Genomic DNA, 19,730 nt, shown 5'->3' on the forward strand with positions numbered 1-19,730 from the left:
AAATAATAACAGGGAAGATAATGATGAGTGAAAATACGGCTGAAACCCAAACGGAAATAATATCGGCCCCGAAGGTCGGTGGCAAAAAGGTCATATTCGCCGCCTCCTTCGGTAATGCGCTGGAGTTTTTCGATTTCGGTATTTATAACTTCTTCGTTATTTATATCAGCGTATTGTTTTTTCCCCCGTCTAGCGATCCGCATCTGGCGTTGCTGTTGGCGTTTGCCACGTTCGGCGTCAGCTTTTTCATGCGGCCGCTGGGCGGCATTCTGATTGGCGCCTATGCCGATCGCTGTGGCCGCAAGCCGGCGATGATCCTGACGATTTCCTTGATGAGCCTGGGCACGGCGATGATCGGCTTTGCGCCGACCTACGCCAGCGCCGGCTATTGGGGAACCGCCACGCTGGTGGCCGCGCGTCTGATCCAGGGCGTAGCGGCGGGCGGCGAGGTGGGGGCGTCGATGTCGTTGCTGGTGGAGTCGGCGCCGCCCCATCGGCGCGGTTTCTATTCCAGCTGGTCACTGGCGACGCAGGGCATCGCCACCGTGGTTGGCGGCGTCACCGCGCTGGCGCTCAGCGCGGCCTTGCCGGTGCTTTCCGGCGAACCGAACGCCATGGCCGAGTGGGGATGGCGCATTCCATTCTTTATCGGCGTGGCGCTGGCGCCGCTCGGTTGCTGGCTGCGTCTCGGGCTGGAAAGCGATCGGCCGTCGGTGGCGCGGGCTCACGAGCCGCCTGCTCAGCTGCGCCAGCACTCGCGGGCGGTAGTGCTCGGTGTGATGCTGACCATCGGCGCCACCGTCGCCACTTACATCTCGATGTATTATCTCGGCACCTACGCGGTGAAATACCTGGGAATGGCGCAGGCCTACGGTTATGCCGCGATGCTATTGGCGGGGCTCATCACCTTCGGCGGCAGTCTGCTGGTCGGGCGCTGGTGCGATCGTTACGGCCGTCTGCCGCTGATCCGCGGGTCGCGGATCGCGATTCTGATCGTGGCCCTGCCGGCGTTTTGGTGGCTGAGCGCGGTGCCGCATCCTGCGGTGCTGCTGCTGATCGTCGCGGTGCTGGTCGGGTTGACCACGCTCGGTTCGGTGCCGACCATGCTGATGATTTCGGAGCTGTTCCCGCAGCGCATTCGTGCGCTGGGGTTTGCGTTGGTCTACAGCCTCGGGGTGGCGATCTTCGGCGGCTTCGCCCAGTACATCGCTTCGCAGTCGATCGCGCTGAGCGGTTCGCTGCTGGCGCCCGCCGTCTATCTGATGGTGGCTACGCTGGCTTCGCTGGCGGTGCTGCCATTGCTGCGTGAAACCGGCGGAGAGCCGCTGCGCTAGCCGAAAAAAAACGCCGGCGGTTTTCACCGTCGGCGCTTTGCGTTGCGACCGTTTCAGGTTGGCGTTCAGGCCGCCGGGCGGGCGATCACGCTGCGGGTTTCCATGCGCACTTCGGCGATGGTGACCTGCAAGGTATCGCTCTGGCGGTAAACCACTTCGCCTTTAATCTGCACGGTGCCGGTTTCCTGGCTGCACTGCATCTCGTCACGCACCGCGTGAATGAACGGTGCCGGGATGAAGGCAACCGCGCCGTTGTCCAGCAGGCGTACACGCAGGCCGCCACGGGTCACGTCGATGATCTCGGCGTTGAAGCGGGTATCGGTACCGGCCTTGTCCTGCAGGAAGCGGGCGTACAGCCAGTCGCCGACGTCGCGCTCCGCCATGCGGTTCAGGCGGCGGCGCTCCGCCAGCTGCACCGTGACGTCATCCTGTGGCTTTTCCGCCGGTTGCTGGTTGATGATCGCCTTCAGCAGACGATGGTTGACCATATCGCCGTATTTACGGATCGGCGATGTCCAGGTGGCGTAAGCCTCCAGCCCCAGACCGAAGTGTGGCCCCGGCGTAGTGCTGATCTCGGCGAAGGTCTGGAAGCGACGGATGCGGCTGTCGAGGAATTGGGTCGGCTGCGCATCCAGGTGGCGGCGCAGTTCGCAGAAACCGTCGAGGGTCAGCAGCTTCTCGGCTTCGGCTTCCACGCCGTTGGCCTGCAGCACGGTGACCGCTTGTTCAACCAGCGCAGGATCGAAACCGGTGTGCACGTTGTACACGCCGAAGCCCAGGCGATCGCGCAGCACGATGGCGGCGCAGACGTTGGCGGCGATCATGCACTCTTCAACGATGCGGTTGGCGCTGCGGCGCTGCTCGGTAACGATCTCCAGCACGTCGCCTTTTTCACCCAGCACGAAGCGGTAGTCCGGACGATCTTTGAACACCAGCGCATGCTGGTGGCGCCAGGCATTGCGCGCATCGCAAACGCGCTTCAGCAGGGTGATTTGTTGCGCGATGGCGTCGCTCGGCGGTTGCCAGCCGGCAATGCCGTCCAGCCAGTCGGAGACTTCGTCGTACACCAGTTTGGCTTTGGATTCGATCTCGGCGGCGAAGAACTGAATATCGTCGCCTAGCGCGCCGTCGGCGGCGATGGTCACGCGGCAAGCCAGCACCTGGCGGCGCTCGTTAGGGCGCAGCGAGCACAGGTTGTCCGACAGATCGCGCGGCAGCATCGGGATGTTGAAGCCCGGCAGGTAATTGGTGAAGGCGCGCACGCGGGCGATATCGTCCAGCTTGCTGCCTTGTTCGACGTAGGCAGTCGGATCGGCGATGGCGATGGTCAACTGCAGCGAACCGTCACCGTTGTCGGTCACGTACAGCGCATCGTCCATGTCCTCGGTGCTGGCGCTGTCGATGGTGACGAATTCGAGCGCGGTCAGATCTTCACGCACCAGCGCAGCGTCCGGCTCGCTGAGGGCCTGCATCTCCGGCGCCTCTTTTTCCAGGTTGTGACGCGCCAGCGTCACCCACCACGGGGCGAAATGGTCTTCGCCTTCGGTGATAAAGTGGGTCAGGTCGGCGTTGAAGCCGCGATCGCCTTTCAGCGGATGGCGGCGCATTTCCGCCACCGCCCAGTCGCCGGCCTGGAAGTTGTGGGTCAGTTCACGCACCGGGCGGCACGGAATCGCATCTTTCAGCAACGGATGATCGGGCACGATGGACAGGCGATCGTCGCGCTTTTGCACGCGGCCGACAAAGCGCGACAGGAACGGCTCGACCAGGGTTTCCGGCTCGGCGATTTCGCGCTCTTTCTCGGTGTGCAGGGTGGCGATAATGCGATCCCCGTGCATGACTTTCTTCATGTACGGCGGTGGAATGAAGTAGCTTTTTTGACCGTCTACTTCAAGAAAGCCAAAGCCTTTCTCGGTCCCTTTCACGACGCCTTCAACGCGCGGGGTCTGAGAGTGAAGTTGCTGTTTAAGCTGCGCCAGCAGCGGGTTATCTTGAAACATATCGTCCAGTGAATGGGTTGTGAGTGGCAAGATTTGCGGCTGACAGTTTTACGCGAATCACCCGCTGCGAGCAAGCCTAACGTCACGGAACCCCGCGTTGCCGCGCGATTTTGCGCAAGAATGGTCAATCGAAGGGCGAACGATGAAAAACCCCGGCGCGCAGGCCGGGGTGAAGGGCGTGGGACAATCAGTCCCGCAGCGGCGTCGGCTGCAGGATTTCAATCCAGTAATCGTCCGGATCGCGAATGAACGCCACGTAGTTCATGCGGCCTTCATGCAGGCGTTTCTGGAAGGTGACGCCCAGGCGCTCAAACCGCTCGCAGGCGGCGCGCACGTCCGGCACCGTGACACACAGGTGGCCAAAGCCGCGCGGTTCGCTGTTGCCGTTGTGGTAGTGGAAATCCGCCTGATTTTCGGTGCCGTGGTTATGGGTCAGCTCGAGAATACCCGGCTGGCTCAGCGCCCAGCGTTTGCGTTCGTCGTCATCCTGCGGGATCTGCTCGCGCGGGCTGCGCGTCAGGTAGCAGATGGTGAAAGCGGCTTCTTTGAACTCTTCCAGATAGACCGGGGTAAAGCCCAGCACGCGCGTATAGAAATCCAGCGCTTTGGACAGATCCTTCACGCGGATCATGGTGTGGTTGAACACGTAACCGTCGGTTACCGCGTCCGGTTGGGCTGCCACGCCGGGCAGCGTCAGTAAATCATTCAGTGGCATCAGTGATCCTCCTCAGGGTGTTGGCAGACTGTAGGTGAAATCGATGCTAATCTAAAGTAATTGTTTTTAACTAAAACACTAACTAAAAGTGAATGATAGATGAAGCTGAGCCAGCTGAAGTTTTTCTGCACCGTGGTGGAACACAAAACCATCGCCGCCGCCGCCCGCGAGCTGCACTGCGTGCCTTCCAACGTCACGCTGCGGCTGCGTGAACTAGAGGAGTCGCTGGGCGGCGAGCTGTTTTTCCGCGACAAGAACCGGCTGTACGTCAATCCCAAAGGGCGGCTGTTCTATCAGCAGGCGCGCGACATCGTGGCGCAGGCGGAGCGCAGCAAGCAGCTGTTCGCCGGCGAGCATCAGCATGGGCTGCTGAACCTCGGGGCGCTGGATTTCTCGCTGGTCAGCCATTTACCGGCGCGTATTGCCAGGCTGCGCCGTTTACAGCCTCATCTGCACATCAACGTACTGAGCCGCGACTCGCTGGTGCTGGAACGCATGCTGATCGACAGCGATCTCGACCTGGCGATCACCGACGGCCCGATTGAGCATCCGTTACTGGCCAGCCAAAAGGCATTCGATGAACGGCTGGTATTGCTGATGCCGGCCGATGTCGGGGAACCCGACGCCGCTACGCTGGTGCCGCTGGAGTTTTACACGTTCAGCCGCGAATGTTCGTTTCGCCTGAAGGTGGATCACTGGCTGGCCTCGCGCGGGCTGAAACCGCGCATGACGCTGGAAATGGAGTCTTATGCCGCGATGGCGGCATGCGTGCAGGCCGGTTGCGGCGTGGCCTGCGTGCCCGGTTCGTTGCTGCCGCTGATCTTGCCGGCACCAGGGTTGAAGGTGGTGGAAATGGGTGAGGAGGGCGTGAGCGATCTGTACTTCGTCTGGCGACGGCATCAGCTGTCCGACGAGTTGCAGACTATCCTGGAAATATTGGCGCGCCCGGCGTGAACCGGGCGCGCATGTTCAGGCAATACGCAGCGAGGGTTGCTGCTCGCTGCGGCGAATCACCACCGGGATCGACTTCGAGGTCGGGGTGCCGGTACCGTCGCCGAAGCTGGCCAGCGGCACCAGCGGGTTGGTTTCCGGGTAGTAGGCCGCCAGGTTGCCACGCGGAATGTCGTAACTCACCAGCTTGAACCCGTCCACTTTACGCACCACGCCATCGTTCCACAGGGTTTCTATCTCTACCCGTTCGCCATCCTGTAGGCCCAGTGCCGCCAGATCCTCCGGATGGATGAACAACACTTCGCGCTGGCCGTAAACGCCGCGATAGCGGTCATCCAGACCATAGATGGTGGTGTTGTACTGATCGTGCGAGCGCAGCGTCTGCAGGGTAAACGGCGCTTGCTCGTCGCCCAGCTGCGGGAACAGGGTGGTCGGCAGCGCGGCGGCGCTGAATTCCGCCTTGCCGCTCGGCGTGGCGAAGCGCAGTTCGGCGGCAGCATTGCCCAGGTAGAAACCGCCGGGCTGGTCGCAGCGCCGGTTAAAATCCTCGAAGCCGGGAATGGTGGCGGCGATATGATCGCGGATCAGCGAATAGTCGTCGGCCAGTTCCAGCCAGTCCAGCTGTTGCGTACCTAGCACGGCGTCGGCGATGCCGCAGACGATCGCCGTCTCCGAACGTTGAGTATCCGCCAGCGGTTTGCCGATGCCTTCCGAAGCGTGAACCATGCTGAATGAATCCTCGACCGTGATGTACTGCGAGCCGCTGGCCTGCATGTCCAGTTCGGTGCGGCCGAGCGTCGGCAGGATCAGCGCGTCTTTGCCGGTCACCAGGTGGCTGCGGTTAAGCTTGGTGCTGATATGCACCGTCAAATCGCAGTTGCGCAGGGCGCGGGCGGTGCGTTCGGTGTCCGGCGCTGCGGCGGCCAGGTTGCCGCCCAGCGCGATCAGCACTTTCACTTCGCCGCGCAGCATCGCTTCGATCGCTTCCACCGTGTTGTGCCCCATCGCGCGATTGGCGGTGAAGTTAAAGTGGCGTTCCAGGCTGTCGAGCAGTGCCTTCGGCGACTTCTCATCAATCCCCATGGTGCGGTTACCCTGGACGTTGCTGTGGCCGCGCACCGGGCACAGACCGGCGCCCGGTTTACCCAGTTGCCCGAACAGCAACTGCAGGTTGGTGATTTCACGCACCGTCGCAATAGAGTGTTTATGCTGAGTCACGCCCATCGCCCAGGTGCAGATCACCCGTTCGGCACCCTGGTAGGTGGCCGCCGCCTGGCGCAATTGCGCTTCGCTCAGGCCCGATTGCGCGGTAATGGTCTGCCACTCGGTCGCGTCCACCTGCGCCAGGTAAGCCTCCACGCCGACGCTGTGCTGTTCGATAAATGCCAGGTCGAACAGGGCGGGTTCACCGGCGGCCATACGCTGGCGGTGAGTTTCCAGCAGCGCTTTCACCATGCCGCGCACCGCTGCCATATCGCCGCCCAGATTTGGCTGGTAATAGGAAGAGCTGATCGGCGAGGATTTTGGCGTCAGCATCTGTACCGGATCCTGCGGATCGGCGAACCTTTCCAGCCCACGTTCGCGCAGGGTGTTGAAACTGACGATACGCGCGCCGCGTCGGGCGGCGTTTTTCAGGCTGTGCAACATGCGCGGGTGGTTGGTGCCGGGGTTTTGACCGAACACGAAGATGGCGTCGGCCTTTTCGAAGTCATCGATGCGGATGGTGCCTTTGCCAACGCCGATGCTCTGCTTCAGCCCGACGCCGCTCGCTTCGTGACACATGTTGGAGCAGTCGGGGAAATTGCTGGTGCCGAGCATGCGGCCGAACAGCTGATAAAGGTACGACGCTTCGTTGCTGGCGCGGCCCGAGGTATACAGCTCGATCTGGTTCGGGTTGTCCATACCGTTGATGTGCTTGGCGATCAGCGCCAGCGCGTCCGGCCAATGGATAGGCTCATAGTGGTCGGTTTCGGCGTTGTAGCGCATCGGATGGGTGAGGCGACCCTGGTATTCGAGGAAATAGTCGCTCTGCTGCTGCAGGGTGCTGACGCTGTGGGCGGCGAAGAACTCAGGCTCCACGGCGCTGCGCGTCGCTTCCCAACTGACCGCTTTGGCGCCGTTTTCGCAGAAGCTGAAGGTGCTGTGGTTGTCGTCGCCCCAGGCGCAACCGGGGCAGTCGAAGCCGCGTGCCTTGTTGACGCGCATCAGGTTGCGCATGTTTTTTAGCGTTTGTTTACTGTCGAGGACAAAGCGGGTGGTGGCTTCAAGCGAACCCCAGCCGCCCGCTGGGCCGGTATAAGGCTTGATTGACGGTTTGAATTTCATGGTGACACTTCGCAGGTGGTTGTAGCTAAAAAGTAAACGCTTTTTTATGCGTCTTGCGTATTTATGTCACAAGTTTAGGGGCGTGGCAGGCAGGCGTCTAATCGAATGGGGCAATGGCGGCATAGAGCGTATCTATCGCAGGCGGACGCTGACCTAAACAAATGGTTGCATAAAGACACCCGCTGCAAAAGAGTAATGGTTTCGTCTGAAAGTGAATTCATGCAGTCTATCTCGCGGATTATATTGGCATTTTATTCAGCCTGCGGGCCTGAGGAACACAGCGTGAAGCGTTCAGTATCAGTGGTGATCGGCGGTATATTACTGCCTTTAGCGGCGCAGGCGGCGGAAACGACGCCCCATTTTCCCACCATGACCCCACCGGCGATAGACGCCGCCTCTTACGTTTTGATGGATTACACCACCGGCCAGGTACTGGCGGCCGGCAATGCCGACGAACGGCGCAACCCGGCCAGCTTGACCAAACTCATGACCGGGTTGGTGATCGACCACGCGCTCGATCAGCATAAGATTGGCCTCGACGATGTCGTCACCGTGGGGAAAGACGCCTGGGCGCAGGGCAACCCGGTGTTCAAAGGCTCTTCGTTGATGTTCCTGAAGCCTGGTGACAGGGTCACGGTTCGCGATCTCAGCCGCGGCATCATCATCGATTCCGGCAACGACGCCTGCGTGGCGATGGCGGACTATGTGGCGGGCAGCCAGGCCAACTTCGTCAAGCTGATGAACGAGAAGAGCGCGCAGCTGGGCCTGCAGAACACCCATTTCGAAACGGTACACGGGCTGGATGCGCCGGGGCAATTCACCACCGCCGGCGATCTGGCGGTGATTGCGCGCGCCATCATCATGAGTGAGCCGGCGGAATACCACATGTACAGCGAGAAATCGCTGACCTGGAACGGTATCACGCAGCAGAACCGCAACGGCCTGCTGTGGGATAAGACGCTGCACGTCGATGGGTTGAAAACTGGGCACACCGCCTCGGCCGGCTTCAACATCATCGCCTCCGCCACCGAAGGGGATCGCCGCCTGATTGCCGTGGTGATGGGCGGCAAAAGTTCCAAAGGCCGCGAGGAACAGGCGCGCAAGCTGCTGAGCTGGGGGCTGCGCGACTTTACCACGGTACACCTGTTCAGCGCCGGCCAGAGCCTGGGGGAAGAGCCAGTCTGGTACGGCGAGAATCACCGGTTACCGGTCGGCAGCGTGCAAGAGCAGTCGCTCAGCCTGCCAAAAAACGAAGCGGACAAGCTGAAGGCGCAGTACGTGATCAATACCGCGCGGCTGGAAGCGCCGATTGGTAAAGGGCAAACCGTCGGCGAGATCCGCATCAGCGACAATGGCCAGGTAGTGAAAACCCTACCGCTGGTGGCGCTGCAGGCGGTACCGCAGGGCGGCGTGTTCTCGCGCCTGGTGGATTACGTGAAGCTGAGGCTCTGACTCGTCGGGCGGGCGGCGGCCCCCGGTGGTATACTGGTGCGAATGCCGATCATTGAGCTGCGCTATGGATATTAAACAACTGATTTATTTGTGCAATCTGGAACGAGAGCGCCACTTCGGCCGGGCGGCGGAGGCCAGCTTCGTCAGCCAGCCGACGCTATCCATGCGATTGAAAAATCTGGAAAAAGAGCTGGGCGTGTCGCTGATTAACCGCGGCAACCATTTCGGCGGTTTTACCGCCGAAGGCGAGCGGGTGTTGGCGTGGGCGCGTGAGATCGTCTCGGTTTATCAGGGGCTGAAGCTGGAAGTGGAGTCGCTCAAGCACGGTTTGCACGGCACGCTGCGCCTCGGCGTGGTGCCGCAGTGCAGTATCTCGGTATCGGAAATGCTCAAGGCGGTCAGCGAACGTTACCCGCATCTCGATTACCGGCTGGCGGTGCTGAGCGCTGATCAGCTGTTGGAGGCGCTGACGGCGCACACCGTCGACATCGGCATCGGCTTTTTCGAGCTGTCGACCTTGAAGGAGCTGCATTTCCAATCGCAACCGCTGGTGGAAACCGGCGTCGAGCTGGTATTTCATCCGCAACATTTCCCGAAGCTGGTGGGCGATACGCCGTTGCCGCTGGAGGCGGTGGCCGCCTTGCCGTTGTGTCTCGCCGAGCCGACGCGTTATTTCCGCCGCTATCTCGATCAACACTTTCGCGACGCCGGGTTGACGCTGCACACGCGGCTTGAGACCGCGTCGATCTTCCAACTGCTCGAAGGTATTTTCGTCGGTTTGGGCTGCGGACTGTTCCCGCGCGGCCAGCTGCAATCGCCGTTGATGCCGGCGTTGCAGCGGCGTCCGGTGGCCATCGGCGCCATGCCGCGTCATGCGGCGGTGGTCGTCGATATGGCGGAGCGCGCTACGCCGTTGGCGCAAAAGTTCTTCGATGCCGCCAGCGAGTGGCTGCGTCAGCAGAATGTCTAAAACGCGCCGTATTGCGGCCGGTAATAAGGCCGCATAGCGGTATTCAGTCGGCGGTGATGGAAGATGTTGCATCGCCCAACGTTTGGCGCAGGCGATTTTCCCAGGCGTAGAGTGCGGCGGTGAGGATCACTTCCAGCGCCTGCGCCTGATTCAGACCGCTGTTGAACAACGGCTGCACGCTCTGCGGGGTAAATTTCTCCGGTGCGCGCGTCAGCTCGGCGGCGGTGTGGACCACCGCGCGTTTGACCGTATCCTCGGTAGAGGCCAATCCCTGAGGCAGCCCGGTGAACAGCGCCTGTACCAATCCGTCATCCTGCATTTCATGCGCCACCGTGGCCGCGCAGTAACGGCTGCCGTTGATGCGCGAGACCACCAGCGTCGCCAGCGCCTTCAGGCGGCTCGATAACCCATACCCTTCGGCATTGATGCCATTGAACACGCCGTTGCGTTCGCGCAGTGCGGCGGCATCGTGCGCTAACAGCAGATAATAAGATTCGGCGCGCGCCTGCGGGTGGCTCTGATCCAACACGTCAAGCTGTTCGGCGGCGGCGGTTTCCGTGTCGATCGGCGGCAGCCGCGCAGTCCAGCTCAGTTCTTCGGTACTGAAAGCGACGCCATCGGCGTCTTCGACATTCGGGAAGCCGGGCACCACTACCGCCGGTCGGCCGGCTAACGCCGCGATGCCAGCTACCACACGCGCCTGATAGCTGACAAAACCGATGATTTGCGAAAAGGTGACGATATCCGCAGGGCTCAGCCCGACGTCGACAAGCTGTTGCAGCGCCTTGCGGCAAATCAGCGTGGGTTGGCTGGCAAGCTGGCGGGCATATTGGGTGATCTGGGCGAGCCGGATATTGCTTTCCCGGGAGGCGTCCGGGCTGTGCAGCGGGGCGAGGCGGGCGGCATAGTGGCTACAGAGGGACTGCACGCCGGTCACCTGCGCGACGGTCAGTGCGGTGCTGAGGCGATCGTAGGGTGACAATGTCACGTATCGTGATAGCGACACCTGGTCGGGAAACAGGGCGTGGTAACCGGCCAGTGAGGCGTTGAATACCCCGGCGCGGGCGCCGAGCGCGCTGTTTAACGCTTCATCGGCGAAGGCACCCAGCCCCAGCAGAAAACGATCGCGCAGGGTAGCCGCCTGCGGCTCCAACGGCGTATCGCCCCGCACGCTGCTTTGGGTTTCGTGATACCACTGGGCATTATGTTGTCGACGGAGTCGTTCCATAGGGTCAATCCTTAATCATGATCAACAGCCACCGCTGCGTACGGCAGCGGTGGCTGGACAAAGAGGCAACATGCCCGCAGGCGGGGCGAAAGGCGGATTTAGCGCAGCTCATCGCAGTACAGCGCGTGGCCGTAAACAGAGAAACCGGTGGCCAGCGTGAGCAGAAACTGCGCGAGGCGGCGATGGCGAAGGCTGTTCATCAGTGCGATATCCTGTCGTATGAGAGGCTCAACGTAGGGGATATCCTCACCGATCGCCCTGGCGAGATAAAATAATGTTACGGACTAATCAATAACTGAAAGGAATAAAATATAAGGATATATAACAAGAATGTAATTTGTATGTGCATTTTCTCGCTAAGCGACCGAGGCGCGCAGCAATAAAAAACCCGCCGCAGCGGGTTTGTTGCAGGCCAGGACGGGGCTCAGAAACGGCCGCCGTCGCGTCGCCAGGCGTCGGCGGTCAGCGCCTCGCCGAAGTGGCTGGCGATAAGACGCTTGGTCAATTCGTGCAGCGGCGCCGCCAACACCTCGGCGGTGCTGCCGCGTTCGACGATTTCCCCTTCGTGCATCACCAGCACCTGGTCGCTGATATGCTTCATCATGCCGAGATGCTGGGTGACGTAGATATAGGAAATGCCGTGTTTTTCCTGCAGTTCCAGCATCAGGTTGATGATTTGCGAGCGCATCGACATGTCCAGCGAGGCCAGCGCCTCATCGGCGACGATCACCTTCGGCTGCAGGATCAGCGCACGGGCCAGCGCGACGCGCTGTTTTTGCCCAGAAGCCAGCATGTGCGGATAGTAGTAAGCGTGATCCGGCAGCATGCCGACCTGGCGCAGCGTTTGGTTGATACGCTGCTCGCGCTCGGCGGGCTCCAGATCGGTGTTCAACCGCAGCGGCGCATCCAGCAGCTGGCCGATGCGCTGACGCGGGTTGAGCGAGGTGCTCGGATCCTGAAAAATCATACGAATGCGCTGGCTGCGGTAGCGATAATCACCGAACGCCAGCGGATGATCGTCGATCAGCAGTTCGCCGGCGGTCGGTTCCACCATGCCGGAGAGCATTTTCGCCAGCGTGGATTTGCCAGAGCCGTTCTCACCGATCACCGCCAGCGTCTGACCTTCACGCAGGGTAAAGCTGACGGACTTCACCGCCTCGACGTGCTGACGGCGGAACAGCCCGGTGCGGTAGCGGTAGGTTTTGCTCAGGTTGCGCACTTCCAACAGCGTTTCCATGTTATTGCTCCTCCATGTTCAGCGGGAAGTGGCAGGCGAAGAAGTGGTTTTTGACCGGGCGCAGGCGCGGCGTTTCGATGCACTTCTTCTGCGCGTAAGGGCAGCGCGGCCCCAGGCGGCAGCCGATCGGCAGGTGTTCCAGCGAAGGAATGGCGCCCGGTAGCGTGTTCAACCGGCTTTTGTGCGGCAGCGAGCGGCCGAAGTCCGGCATGGCGCGGATCAGCGCCTGGGTATAAGGGTGGTGCGGCGCCGCCAGCAACTCTTCGCACTGGGCGCTTTCCACCGTTTGCCCGCAGTACAAGACGTTCACCCGGTCGGCCCACTTGCTCATCATCTGCAGGTCGTGGCTGATCAGCAGAATGGTGGTGTTGTTGTTCTGGTTGAGGCGCGCCAACAGGCGGAAAATCTGCGCCTGAGTGGTCGGCTCCATGGCATTGGTCGGCTCATCGGCGATCAGCAGGCGCGGCTGGTTGGCCAGCGCGATGGCGATCATCACTTTCTGGCACTCGCCCTCGGTCAGCTCGTACGGGAAGCTGCCCATGATGTCGTCGTGATCCTTGATGCCGACGCGGTGCAGCAGTTCGATGGCGCGGCGTTTGCGCCAGTTGAAGCGTTGCCACCAGCGGCCCTTGTAGGTCCAGCCCGGTATGGCCTGCGCCAGCTGGCGGCCGATGCTTTCGGAAGGATCGAGACAGGACTGCGGCTCCTGGAAGATCATCGAGACGTTGTGGCCCACCAGCCTGCGCCGCTCGCGCGGGCTTAGCTGCAGCAGGTCGATGTCGTCGAAGCGAAAGCGATCGGCGGTGACGCGCCAGTTGTCTTTGGTCACGCCGCAGATGGCCTTGGCGATCAGGCTCTTGCCGGAGCCCGATTCACCCACCAGGCCGCGCACCTCGCCCTCGGTCAGCGTCATGCTGACGCGATCGACCGCCTTGACCGGCCCTTCGGCGGTCATAAATTCAATCGTCAGATTGCGGATATCGAGTAACGGCATTATTCCACCCCGGCATTGATTGCGCGGCGCATACCGTCGCCTAACAGGTTAACCAGCAGCACGCTGACGAGGATGGCCGCGCCGGGCAGCATCACCGTCCAGGGCGCAACGTACACCAGCTCGAGCGAATCGCCGAGCATCGCTCCCCATTCCGGCGAAGGCAGCTGCGCGCCGAGATCGAGGAAGCCGAGTGCGGCGATATCCAAAATGGCCATCGACAGCGCGCGGGTGAACTCGGTCACCAACACCGCCGCGATGTTCGGCATGACCGCGTACCACAAGATCTGCAGCGTGGAAGCGCCGTCAAGCCGGGCCGCCACCACGTACTCTTTCTCCAGTTCGTCGTGCACCGCGCTGTAGATAGTGCGCACCATGCGCGGCAACAAGGCGAGCCACACCGCCAGCATGGCGTGTTCAAGTTTGGGGCCGATAAACGCCACCACCACGATCGCCAGCAGCAGCGAGGGAATCGACAGCAGGGTATCGAGGATGTGGTTGAGCACCGCCGAGCGCAGCCCGTGGGTGACGCCGGCGAACACGCCGAGGATCACCCCGCAGAACGCCGCGGCCAGCGTCACCGCCAGCGCGGAGCCGAAGGTGGCGGCGGTGCCGGTCAACAGGCGACTAAGGATGTCGCGCCCGAGATCGTCGGTGCCGAGGAAAAACGACACGTTGCCATAGCGCGACCACGACGGCGGCAGCAGCTGATAACCAAGGAACTGCTGATCCAGCGCGTAGGGCGCCAGCAGGCTGCCGAACAGCGACAGTAGCAGCAGGGCGATCACCCCGTAAAAACCGATCATCGCCAGCGCGTCGCCATAGAAAATCCGCCAGGTGTAGCGCAGCGGGCTCGGCATCTTTTTCTCGCGGTATACGTTATCGAAGGGCATACCATTCCTTATGTTTCAGCGGGTTGGTTGCCGCACCCAGAATGTCGGCCAGAACGTTAATGGTGATCACCAGCGTGCCGACCACCATGACGCCGGCGGAAATTGCCGCATAGTCCTGCTGGCGAATGGCGTTGATCAGCCACCGGCCGAGGCCCGGCCAACTGAACACCACTTCGGTGATCATTGCCAGCGTGAGCATGGTGGAGAACTGCAGCCCCAGCTTGGGCACAATTGGCGGCAGCGCATTGTGCAACACGTGGCGGCGAATGATGGTGAAGCGCGACAGGCCGCGGGTAGCGGCGGCCTTGATGTAGTTTTGGCTCAGCACATCGTCGGTGCTGATGCGCATCAGGCGCACCACTTCGGTGGTGGGCGCCACCGCCAGCGCGGCGATCGGCAGGATCATGTGACGCAGTGCGCTGCCGATCATCTCGGCGCGGTACGGCGAGTCCGACAGCCAGGCGTCGATCAGCGCGAAACCGGTGATAGGCTTCACCTGATACAGCAGATCGAAACGGCCGGAAACCGGCAGCCAGCCGAGATGCAGCGAGAAGAACAGCATCAGCAGCAGCGCCAGCCAGAACACCGGCATTGAAAAGCCCAGCAGCGCGAAGGTGCTGATGGCGGTGTCCTGCCACTTGCCGCGCAGCACACCGGCGATGATGCCCAGCGGAATGCCGATAAACAGCGCCAGGGCGAACGCCAGCAGGCACAGTTCCATGGTGGCCGGGAATACTTCGCGCAGCTGTTCGCTGATCGCCTGGCCGTTGATGCTGGAGACGCCGAAGTCCCAGTGCAGCAGGCTAACGAAGTAGAACTGATAGGCGTCCAGCAGGGCGGCGCCGTTCAGCGGCGCGCGCGGCGTGAAATAGCTCAGGCTGAAGCTGACCAGCGTCAGGAAGAACAGCGTGATCAGCAGCAGCAGAATGCGGCGCAGGGTAAAGATAATCACTTGTTCACCTCCGGCGCGGATTCACGGTACACCCCGGCGAACGAGGCGTTGCCGAACGGGCTCAGCACCAATCCCTTGATGTCGTAGCGGTAGGCCTGCAGACGCAAAGAAGAGGCCAGCGGCAGCACCGGCAGTTGCTGCTCGAGGATTTTCTGCGCCTTGCGGTAGTTGTCGATGCGCTGAGACAGCTGCTGTGACAACAGCGCGTTCTGCAGCACCTCGTCGAAGCCTGGGTCACACCAGTGAGCATAGTTGGTTTGCGAACGGATTGCCGCGCAGCTCAGCAGCGGCCGGAAGAAGCTGTCCGGGTCGTTGCTGTCGGTGGCCCAGCCGGTCAGGGTCAGATCGTGGTTCATTTCCATCAGGCGCGCCTCTTGGAAACGGCCTTCTACCGGCACGATGGTGACGTTGATGCCCACCTGGCCGAGATCGGCCTGGATCAGCTCGGCGGTTTTCAGCGGGCTCGGGTTGTAAGACTGCGAGGCGGTCGGCACCCACAGCTTCAGGTTCAGCTGGCCGACGCCGGCCTGCCGCAGCATCTCGCGCGATTTGGCCGGATCGTACTCGGTGACGTGCGCGTCGTTGTCATAGGCCCAGGAGGCGCGCGGCAAGATTGAGGCGGCGGTTTCCGCCGTGCCGTAATAGATCGACTGCATCAATCGTTGGTTGTTGATCGCCAGCGAAATCGCCTGGCGCACATTGAGGTTGTCGAGCGGCGGTTTGCGGGTGTTGAACGCCAGATAGGCGATGTTCATCCCAGGGCGCAGCGTCAGGCGCAGGCGCGGATCGTCGCGCAGGATAGACAGCTGGCTGGCCGCCGGATAGGCGAGGACGTCGCACTCGCCGGTCAGCAGCTTGGAGAGGCGGCCGGTGCCGCCGGCGCCCAGATCGATCACCACCTGCGGCATGCGCGGCAGGCCTTTCCAGTAGGCGGCGTTGCGCGCCAGGCGAATATATTGCCCCGAGCGGTATTCGTTGAGCAGGAACGGGCCGCTGCCGACCGGCTCGCGGTCGATCAGCTCCTGATGGCCTTGGCGCGTCAGCGTGTCGGCGTATTCGGCGGACAGCACCGGCGCGTAGTGGGTCGCCAGGTGCCACAGGAACGAGGCGTCCGGTGACTGCAGGCGAATCTCCACCGTGTAGTCGTCGAGCTTTCTCACGCTCTGCACCGAATCGCCGAACTGCAGGCTGTCGAAATAGGGGTATTCGCCACCGTTGACGTCGTGATACGGGTGTTTTTGGTCAAATACGCGCGCGAAGCTGAACACCACGTCGTCGGCGTTCATCTTGCGGGTGGGCGTAAACCAGGCGGTGGTCTGGAACGGCACGTCCTTGCGCAGATGGAAGCGGTAGGTGGCGCCGTTGTCCAGCACCTCCCAGCTTTGCGCCAGTTCGGGGATCAGCCGGTAGGTGTACGGGTCGACGTCCAGCAGGCGATCGTACAGCTGGGCGGCCAGGGTATCCACCGTCAGGCCGCTGCTGGCCATTTGCGGGTTGAAGGTATTCAGTATGCCGCTGACGCAATAAACAAAGCCGCTCTGGCGAATGTCCGGCAGCGGCGCCGCGCTGGGCGCGGGCGGTGTTGTCGCGGCCAGGGCAGAGCCCGTCAGGCACAACGACAGTATCCAAAAGGGTAAACCACGCATAGAGGCTCATGGGTTAATCAGCAATAGCGTTAGTGTATCGTACTCTGACCAGCAGCCCAATCCATTGAACAAAATCGCTGAGTTTTCTGCGACTTGATTAATCAGGCCGTTCAGCGGCAAGAAAAAAGTTTTTCATGTTATGTTATAATATAACAAAACCGTGTTACCGTTCCCCGGCAAAGTCACAATAACGCAAGGGGATGTATGAACGAAGTTGCACTTCCACCACGCCGTTCGCTGCCGGACGCTCAGGCATGGCGCGGCGAAATGAGTGATGTCGGGCTCGATTGGGTCGGGATGCAAGGGATCGCGCTGCCGCTGGAACTGGCTGGCAAGCCATTGATGGCGAAGGTCGACGCCGGCATCAACCTGCGCGCCGAAGCGGCGGGCGAACGCGGTATTCACATGTCGCGGCTGTATCTGGCGCTGGACGAATTGACGCAGGGCGAGCTGACGGCGCAGCGCATCGGCCGGACGCTGCAGGCCTTTCTGGATTCGCAGCCAGAACACAGCGATCGCGCCAGCTTGTCGATCAGTGGTGAGCTGTTGCTGTCGCGCCCGGCGCTGCTGTCGCCGCAGCGCGGCTGGAAAGCCTATCCGCTGCGCATCGAGGCCACCCTGACGGATACGCTGACGCTGGCGTTGACCGTCGGCGTGCCTTATTCCTCCACCTGCCCGAGTTCGGCGGCGCTCAGCCGCCAGCTGGCGCAGCAACAGTTCCAGTTTGATTTTGAACAGGCGGCGGAGCAGATCAGCCAACGTCAGGTGAGCGAGTGGCTGCTGGAACAGGGGATGCCGGCCACGCCCCACAGCCAACGCAGCTGGGCCTGGATCACCGTGACGCCCGAGAATGAACGGGCGTTCGAACCGGTGAAACTGATTGACCGCATCGAACACGCGCTGGGCACGCCGGTACAAACGCTGGTGAAACGCCGCGACGAGCAGGCCTTCGCATTAGCCAACGGTCAGAACCTGATGTTTTGCGAGGACGCGGCGCGCCGTCTGTATGGCATGCTGCGCAGCCAGTGCGACTACCGCGCTTTTTCGCTGCGCGTCGAGCATCAGGAGAGCCTGCATGCCCACAATGCGGTGGCGGAGCTGAGCTGGCGGGGAGAACACCATGCTGCGTAAAAATCCCAGCGGCCATCTGCCGCAGGTCTCGCCGCTGGCCTACATCGATCCCACCGCCATTATTTGCGGCCGGGTGATCGTCGAAGATTTCGTCTACGTCGGGCCGTATGCGGTAATTCGCGCCGACGAGTTGAACGCCGCCGGCGACATGGAACCGATCGTCATCGGCTCGCACTCCAATATTCAGGACGGTGTGGTGATCCATTCCAAGAGCGGGGCGGCGGTCACCATTGGCCGTTACAGCTCTATCGCCCACCGCGCCATCGTTCACGGCCCGTGTCGCATCGACGATCGGGTGTTTATCGGTTTCAACAGCGTGCTGTTCAACTGCCACATCCAGTCCGGCTGCGTGGTGCGTTATAACGCGGTGGTGGATGGCGTGACGCTGCCGGAAAACCGCTATATCCCCTCGACCGAGCGCGTGGGGCCGGACAGCGACCTGTCGCGCTATCGCCAGGTCGACCGCGGCGCGCTGCAGTTTTCGGAAGAAGTGGCCGCCACCAACGTCGAGCTGGTGCGCGGTTACCAGGCATTACGCAATGAATTTTAGTGAGGCTCTCATGAAACAACTTCCCGTGACCGTGCTTTCCGGCTTTCTCGGCGCCGGCAAGACCACGGTGCTGAACCACATCCTGAACAACCGGCAGGGCATGCGCGTGGCGGTGATCGTCAACGACATGAGCGAGGTGAATATCGACGCCGCGCTGGTGGAGAATGAAGTGCACCTCGATCGCCAGCAGGAAAAGCTGGTGGAGATGAGCAACGGCTGCATCTGCTGTACGCTGCGCGAAGACCTGCTGGTGTCGGTGCGCGAGCTGGCGCAGGACGGGCGCTTCGATTATCTGCTGATCGAATCGAGCGGCATCTCCGAACCGCTGCCGGTGGCGGAAACCTTTACTTTCGAGGATGAAGAAGGGGAAAGCCTGTCGCAGTTCGCCCGGCTGGATACCCTGGTGACGGTGGTCGACGGGGTGAATTTCATCCAGCAATATCAGCAGGCGCAAAGCCTTCAGGAGGCCGGTCAAAGCCTGGGCGAGGACGATCTGCGCAGCGTGGCGGACCTGTTGATTGAGCAGATCGAATTCTGCGACGTGATCCTGGTCAGCAAAACCGATCTGTTGACGCCAACCCAGCAGGGCGAAGTGATGGCGCTGCTGGCCAGCCTGAACCCGGACGCCCGCATTGTGCCGATCGCGCCGGGCAAACTGCCGCTGGAGGTAGTGCTGAATACCGGCAGCTTCAGCTTTGAAAAGGCTCAGCAGGCACCCGGCTGGCTGAAAGAGCTGCGCGGCGAACACGTGCCGGAAACGGAAAGCTACGGCATCAGCAGCTTTGTCTATCAGGCTCGGCGGCCGTTTGCGCCGGACAAGTTCTACCGCGTGATCAACGGCGACTGGGGAGGCGGCAAGCTGCTGCGGTCGAAGGGCTTCTTCTGGCTGGCGACGCGGCCGCGGCAGGCCGGGCAGTGGAGCCAGGCGGGCGGCATCGCCCATTATGGCCTCGCGGGCACCTTTTGGCGCGCCATCCCGCAAGACAACTGGCCACAGGATCCCGAAACGCGGGCGCATATTCAGGAGAAATGGGTGGAACCGTTCGGCGACATGCGCCAGGAGCTGGTGTTTATCGGCCAGCATTTGCAGCAGGCGACGATCGTGCGTCTGCTGGACGACTGCTTGTTGAGCGACGATGAAATGGCCGCCGGCGTGGACTATTGGCTGGACATGGCAGACCCGTTCCCTGAGTGGTAATTGCGCAATCTTCGTGTGGAAATGAGAAAAATTCTCAACAAAGTGCTTTACAGACGATACTGATAACTATTATCATCGCCTGGCAGTTCACGGAAGGCCACAGTTTGCGGCTCTGATGTGGAAGGCACGACATTGCTCACATTGCTTCCAGTGTTTT

General features: G+C 61.6%; 16 protein-coding genes. 7 read left to right on the forward strand and 9 right to left on the reverse strand.

Annotated elements, in window-relative coordinates; all coding sequences use genetic code 11:
* Nucleotides 1-23: 23 nt before the first annotated feature.
* A complete protein-coding gene (locus BVU99_RS14840) occupies nt 24-1,334 on the forward strand; it encodes an MFS transporter (RefSeq protein WP_025303014.1) in 1,311 nt (436 codons plus the stop codon).
* Between the two features lie 65 nt (nt 1,335-1,399).
* Here BVU99_RS14840 and BVU99_RS14845 read toward each other — a convergent pair whose 3' ends face one another.
* Together BVU99_RS14845 and gloA are read right to left on the reverse strand one after the other, a co-directional pair.
* Entirely contained in the window at nt 1,400-3,334 is a 1,935-nt protein-coding gene (locus tag BVU99_RS14845) for an exoribonuclease II (protein WP_025303013.1), read from the reverse strand.
* Nucleotides 3,335-3,521: 187 nt separating this feature from the next.
* Nucleotides 3,522-4,049, reverse strand: a complete 528-nt coding sequence (gene gloA, locus BVU99_RS14850) for a lactoylglutathione lyase (RefSeq protein ID WP_099817198.1) — start codon at nt 4,047-4,049, stop codon at nt 3,522-3,524.
* A gap of 99 nt (nt 4,050-4,148) precedes the next feature.
* Here gloA and BVU99_RS14855 point away from each other — a divergent pair, with 99 nt between their 5' ends.
* Nucleotides 4,149-5,003: a LysR family transcriptional regulator gene (locus BVU99_RS14855; protein ID WP_049205484.1), complete on the forward strand. Its 855-nt coding sequence runs from the start codon at nt 4,149-4,151 to the stop codon at nt 5,001-5,003.
* A 15-nt stretch (nt 5,004-5,018) separates the two neighbouring features.
* On the opposite strand, the gene BVU99_RS14860 is transcribed toward BVU99_RS14855, so the two are convergent.
* A complete protein-coding gene (locus BVU99_RS14860; RefSeq protein ID WP_099817199.1) occupies nt 5,019-7,325 on the reverse strand; it encodes an FdhF/YdeP family oxidoreductase in 2,307 nt (768 codons plus the stop codon).
* 282 nt (nt 7,326-7,607) lie between these two features.
* On the opposite strand from BVU99_RS14860, the gene dacD reads away from it, so the two are divergent.
* Nucleotides 7,608-8,777 carry a serine-type D-Ala-D-Ala carboxypeptidase DacD gene (dacD, locus tag BVU99_RS14865; protein ID WP_049207451.1) on the forward strand — a complete coding sequence of 390 codons (1,170 nt, stop codon included), beginning with the start codon at nt 7,608-7,610 and terminating at the stop codon, nt 8,775-8,777.
* 64 nt (nt 8,778-8,841) lie between these two features.
* Nucleotides 8,842-9,747: a LysR family transcriptional regulator gene (locus tag BVU99_RS14870; protein WP_025303008.1), complete on the forward strand. Its 906-nt coding sequence runs from the start codon at nt 8,842-8,844 to the stop codon at nt 9,745-9,747.
* A 43-nt stretch (nt 9,748-9,790) separates the two neighbouring features.
* Here BVU99_RS14870 and BVU99_RS14875 read toward each other — a convergent pair whose 3' ends face one another.
* From BVU99_RS14875 to sapA, 6 genes are all read right to left on the reverse strand, one after another.
* Nucleotides 9,791-10,975 (reverse strand): peroxidase-related enzyme, encoded by a 1,185-nt coding sequence (locus BVU99_RS14875; protein WP_099817200.1) that lies wholly within the window; start codon nt 10,973-10,975, stop codon nt 9,791-9,793.
* Nucleotides 10,976-11,399: 424 nt separating this feature from the next.
* Complete coding sequence (sapF, locus tag BVU99_RS14885) at nt 11,400-12,212, reverse strand: putrescine export ABC transporter ATP-binding protein SapF (RefSeq protein WP_016927550.1); 813 nt, start codon at nt 12,210-12,212, stop codon at nt 11,400-11,402.
* A 1-nt stretch (nt 12,213) separates the two neighbouring features.
* Nucleotides 12,214-13,206, reverse strand: a complete 993-nt coding sequence (sapD, locus tag BVU99_RS14890) for a putrescine export ABC transporter ATP-binding protein SapD (RefSeq protein ID WP_019452674.1) — start codon at nt 13,204-13,206, stop codon at nt 12,214-12,216.
* Nucleotides 13,206-14,096 (reverse strand): putrescine export ABC transporter permease SapC, encoded by an 891-nt coding sequence (gene sapC, locus BVU99_RS14895; protein ID WP_004930580.1) that lies wholly within the window; start codon nt 14,094-14,096, stop codon nt 13,206-13,208. Before sapC ends, sapD begins: the two co-directional genes overlap by 1 nt.
* Nucleotides 14,083-15,048, reverse strand: a complete 966-nt coding sequence (sapB, locus tag BVU99_RS14900) for a putrescine export ABC transporter permease SapB (protein WP_004930575.1) — start codon at nt 15,046-15,048, stop codon at nt 14,083-14,085. The genes sapC and sapB overlap by 14 nt, the downstream gene beginning before the upstream one ends.
* Nucleotides 15,045-16,694: an ABC transporter substrate-binding protein SapA gene (sapA, locus tag BVU99_RS14905; protein ID WP_049207454.1), complete on the reverse strand. Its 1,650-nt coding sequence runs from the start codon at nt 16,692-16,694 to the stop codon at nt 15,045-15,047. The genes sapB and sapA overlap by 4 nt, the downstream gene beginning before the upstream one ends.
* Nucleotides 16,695-16,898: 204 nt before the next feature.
* Here sapA and folE2 point away from each other — a divergent pair, with 204 nt between their 5' ends.
* Genes folE2 through zigA form a run of 3 tightly spaced genes read left to right on the forward strand, consistent with a single transcriptional unit; the run spans nt 16,899 to nt 19,573 of the window.
* On the forward strand, nt 16,899-17,825 hold the full coding sequence (gene folE2 / locus BVU99_RS14910; RefSeq protein WP_099817201.1) for a GTP cyclohydrolase FolE2: 927 nt from the start codon (nt 16,899-16,901) through the stop codon (nt 17,823-17,825).
* The gene (locus BVU99_RS14915; protein ID WP_025303003.1) at nt 17,815-18,375 is read left to right on the forward strand and encodes a carbonate dehydratase; all 561 of its coding nucleotides are present in this window, start codon (nt 17,815-17,817) and stop codon (nt 18,373-18,375) included. The genes folE2 and BVU99_RS14915 overlap by 11 nt, the downstream gene beginning before the upstream one ends.
* Nucleotides 18,376-18,385: 10 nt before the next feature.
* Complete coding sequence (zigA, locus tag BVU99_RS14920; protein WP_025303002.1) at nt 18,386-19,573, forward strand: zinc metallochaperone GTPase ZigA; 1,188 nt, start codon at nt 18,386-18,388, stop codon at nt 19,571-19,573.
* Nucleotides 19,574-19,730: the final 157 nt, after the last annotated feature.

This window comes from Serratia sp. OLAL2 (assembly GCF_002752475.1).
Classification (GTDB): domain Bacteria; phylum Pseudomonadota; class Gammaproteobacteria; order Enterobacterales; family Enterobacteriaceae; genus Serratia; species Serratia bockelmannii.